Source organism: Streptomyces sp. NPDC059398 (assembly GCF_042751845.1).
Lineage (GTDB): Bacteria > Actinomycetota > Actinomycetes > Streptomycetales > Streptomycetaceae > Streptomyces.
This window is the reverse complement of sequence record NZ_JBHYWP010000123.1, coordinates 1-4,116: the sequence shown is the minus strand read 5'-3', so window position 1 is coordinate 4,116 and position 4,116 is coordinate 1. Positions and strand designations below refer to the sequence as shown.

The 4,116-nt window shown below is 69.6% G+C and carries 3 protein-coding genes; 1 reads left to right on the top strand and 2 read right to left on the bottom strand.

What is annotated here, in order from left to right:
* Window positions 1–162: 162 nt before the first annotated feature.
* On the bottom strand, window positions 163–1,713 hold the full coding sequence (locus tag ACFXBC_RS31235) for an MDR family MFS transporter (RefSeq protein WP_385032072.1): 1,551 nt from the start codon (window positions 1,711–1,713) through the stop codon (window positions 163–165).
* A 130-nt stretch (window positions 1,714–1,843) separates the two neighbouring features.
* Between ACFXBC_RS31235 and ACFXBC_RS31230 the strand changes: the two genes are divergently transcribed.
* Entirely contained in the window at window positions 1,844–2,416 is a 573-nt protein-coding gene (locus tag ACFXBC_RS31230; RefSeq protein WP_385032069.1) for a TetR/AcrR family transcriptional regulator, read from the top strand.
* Window positions 2,417–2,449: 33 nt separating this feature from the next.
* Here ACFXBC_RS31230 and ACFXBC_RS31225 read toward each other — a convergent pair whose 3' ends face one another.
* A complete protein-coding gene (locus tag ACFXBC_RS31225) occupies window positions 2,450–3,142 on the bottom strand; it encodes a M23 family metallopeptidase (RefSeq protein ID WP_385032066.1) in 693 nt (230 codons plus the stop codon).
* Window positions 3,143–4,116: the final 974 nt, after the last annotated feature.

Here is a 4,116-nt window from a genome sequence, read left to right as displayed (position 1 = left end):
CTCCCCTGCCCCGCCCCGGCGCCCGGCCCGACGGGTCCGCGGGGGCGCCGCTTCCCCCGCCCGCCCCCCACCCCAACCCCGGGGGGGCCGGCCCCGCCGCCCCCCCCCCGCGCCCCCCACTTCTCTTCGTACCGGGGCGGGCAGGAACCGCGCTCCCCCGGCCTACAGCTCCTGCACCGGGGCCGGGGCCTCGGGGCCGCCGCGCAGCGCCACCTCCTTGACGAAGACGGCGGCCGCGATCACCGCGACTCCGGCGACGGCGCCCAGCAGGAACCCGCCGTGGGTGCCTGCGGCGACCGCGTACTGGTACGCGTCCCGGGCCTGCTCCGGCAGCTTCGCCAGGCTCGCCGCGTCCAGCTGCGCCGAGGGGAGCGAGACGCCCTTGCCCATCCGCGCGGCCATCTCGTCCTGCACCTTGTTGGTGAAGAGCGCGCCCATGATCGAGACGCCGAAGGAGGAGCCGAGCGTACGGAAGAGGGTGGTAGAGGACGAGGCGACGCCCATGTCCTTCATCTCCACGCTGTTCTGCGCGACCAGCATGGTGATCTGCATCAGGAAGCCCATACCGGCGCCGACCACGGCCATGTAGATGCCGGTCGTCAGACGGGTGGTGTGGACGTCCATCGTGGACAGCAGATACAGCCCGACGACCATCAGGGCGCCGCCCGCGACCGGGAACACCTTGTACTTGCCGGTGTTGGTGGTGATCCGGCCCGCGACGAGCGAGACGGCCATCATCGCCAGCAGCATGGGCATCAGCAGCAGCCCGGAGTTGGTCGCGGACGCGCCCTGCACCGACTGCTGGAACAGCGGCAGGAAGAGCATCGCGCCGAACATCACGAAACCGGTCAGGAAGCCGATGATCGACATCAGCGAGAAGTTCCGGCTGCGGAAGATGTGCAGCGGCACGATCGGCTCGGCGGCCTTGGTCTCCCAGAAGACGAAGCCGATCAGCGCGGCGACGCCGATGAAGATCAGTTCCATGATGATGGCCGAGCCCCAGGCGTACTGCGAACCGCCCCAGGTGGTGACCAGCACGATCGAGACGATGCCGATGGTGAGCAGCGCCGTGCCGAGATAGTCGATCCGGCCGCGGGCGCGCTTCCTCGGCAGGTGCAGCACGGCGGTGACCATGGCGAGCGCGACGGCACCCAGCGGGAGGTTGATGTAGAAGGTCCAGCGCCAGCCGAGGTGGTCCGTGATGGCGCCGCCGACGAGCGGGCCGCCGATCATCGCGACGGCCATGACGCCGGCCATCATGCCCTGGTACTTGCCGCGCTCACGGGGCGGGATCAGATCGCCGATGATCGCCATGACGCCGACCATCAGACCGCCGGCGCCGAGGCCCTGGATCGCCCGGAAGCCGATGAGCTGGCTCATGTCCTGGGCCATACCGCTCGCGGCGGAGCCGATCAGGAAGATCACGATGGAGGAGAGGAAGGCGCCCTTGCGGCCGTACATGTCGCCGATCTTGCCCCAGATGGGCGTGGACGCGGCCGTGGCCAGCGTGTACGCGGTCACCACCCAGGACAGATGTGCCAGTCCGCCCAGTTCGCCGACGATGGTCGGCATCGCGGTGTTCACGATCATGTTGTCGAGCATCGCGAGCAGCATCGCGATCATCAGCGCGAACAGCACCACCCGGACACTGCGCGGCTGCGGTTCGGCCTTGCCTCCCGCTTCCGCTCTCGTCAGTTCTGCGGTTTCCGACACGTACCCCACCACTCCCCTGAACCTGCCGGGTCCGATCCGATACTTACTTGCCGCCCGGCTAGTTTGATTACACTGAGAGAAGGTAGCCTGGCACTAGCCGGGCGTCAAGTAAGTATTGCGGGAGAGCACCATGGGCAGCAGAGGCAACACCCGCCAGCGGATCCAGGATGTCGCGCTGGAGCTCTTCGCCGAGCACGGGTACGAGAAGACCTCGCTCCGGGAGATCGCGGAGAGACTCGATGTCACCAAGGCTGCGCTCTACTACCACTTCAAGACCAAGGAAGACATCCTCATCAGCCTCTTCCATGACCTCTCGGCACCCATCGACGAAGTCATCGCCTGGGGGCAGACGCAGCCCCGCAGCCTGGAGACGAAGAAGGAAGTCCTGCGCCGTTACAGCGAGGCGCTCCGCGGCGTGACCCCGCTGTTCCGCTTCATGCAGGAGAACCAGGGGACGGTACGGGAGCTGAGCGTCGGCGAGAACTTCAAGGACCGGATGCTGCTCCTGATCGATCTGGTCCGGGCACCGGACGCCTCACTGGCCGACCAGGTCCGCTGCTACAGCGCGCTCTTCACCATGCACGCGGGATCGTTCGCGCTGAAAGACGTCGACGGCGACCCCGAGGAGAAGCGCAAGGCTGTCCTCGAAGTCGCCGTCGAACTCATGACCCAGGCCCATCTGGATGCCGATCGGGGGCGTTAGCTCCGCCCCACCGGCTCCCCGCCGGGCCGGCCGTCAGAACTTGACGCCGTGGGCCTTCAGGAACGGGATCGGGTTGAAGCCCGAGCCGTAGTCCGGACCCGTGCGGACCTCGAAGTGCAGGTGCGGGCCGGTCACGTTGCCGGTCGCACCGGACTTGGCGATGACCTGGCCGGTCTTCACGGTCTGGCCTATGTGGACGTCGATCTCCGACAGGTGCGCGTACTGCGAGTACGTGTTGTCGCTGTGCTTGATCTCGATCGCGTTGCCGTAGGCCGGGCCGTCGCCGCCGCCGTTGGGGCCGGCCTTCACGACGGTGCCGCCATGCGCGGCCTTGACCGATGTGCCGGTCGGGACGACGAAGTCCTGGCCCGAGTGCTTGTGGGACCACATGTGGCCGGCCTCGCCGAAGGGCTCACCGAGCACGGGGTGCGCGACGGGCGAGACCCAGGCCTCAGCGGCCTTCTTCGCCGCGGCGGCCTTTTCGGCCTTGGTGGCCTTGGCCGTCTTGGCGGTGTGCTGCGCGGCCTTGGACTGGGCGCTGGCCTGGTGGGCGAGCGCGGTCGCGACGTTCGAGGTCCCTGCGGCGGCGGTGGCCGGGTGTGCGTCGGCAGCGACCGCGACCCCGGCTCCCAGCGCGACCGACACTCCGAGCCCGGCGGCTACGACCGCAGCGCGGGTGCGAAGCGGGGACCGGCGGGACACGTGGGACGTGGTGTGCTTCTGCATACGTGAGATCTCCGTACGTAAGTGGACCCAACCGTTCAGGTCGGGCGGACCACTCATTGGTAACTGATACGTCGAAGCACCCAAAACGCCCATCTACGACGGGGTGTCGTAGGGAAAGTCCGGGACGGGTCCCGGCGGATCGGCGGGTCCGGCCGCGGTGAGCGGACGAAGATCTCTCGGCACGGAGACGTTTAACCGCAGTTCGACCCGGCAAGGAGCGGCCATGCGCCCGGAGTGTGTCCGCAGGGCCGAAAGTCCCGGCCGCCCCGGCCCATAGGGCCCGGACGCCGTCCCGGGCGCTTCTCTTATTCCGGTTAGTAGGCTGAACGGCCCTGTGGCGCTTGTCACTGACGGGGGACCAACGCCTGTCCGTTTCGGGACCATCGGCGACCTCTCCGGGCGGTCACTTCCCGCGGTACGGAGGCCCGGAGAAGGTCCGGACGAGGGCTCCGGGCGGCCTGCGGACGGTCGGGAAAGCGGCCTGGGGACCAGAGAGCAGGGAACAGCCGGGCCGCGCGGAAGCAGCCGCGCCACCGTGTACCGGCGGGGCGGGAGGCGTGGGGCGAGCCGGGCACGGGAGCGGCCGGGTCCGCGAGCCACCGGGCGCGGAAGCATCCGGGCCACGGAACCACCCGACCACGGGAGCAGCCGAACACGGGAGCAGCAGGACACAGAACCCAGCCGGACGCCGGAGCATCCGCCAGGCCGTGCGCGAGCAGCCGCGCCGCAAGGGAGCAACCGCGCCGCTGGAGCGGCTGGGGCGGGGCGAGCCGGGCGCCGGAGCAGCCAGGCACGCGAAAGCAGCCAGCAGGCGACCAGCCAGGGTCCCGAGCAACCGGGGCACGGCCGGTAGAGCCGCGAGCAGTCAGGGTCCCGAGCAGCCAGAGCCCGCCCGGTCGGGACCGCGCGCTGCCAGGCGGCGTGCCGCGGCACGCGAAAGGGGCGGCCCCGGAACCGATGACCGGTTCCGGGGC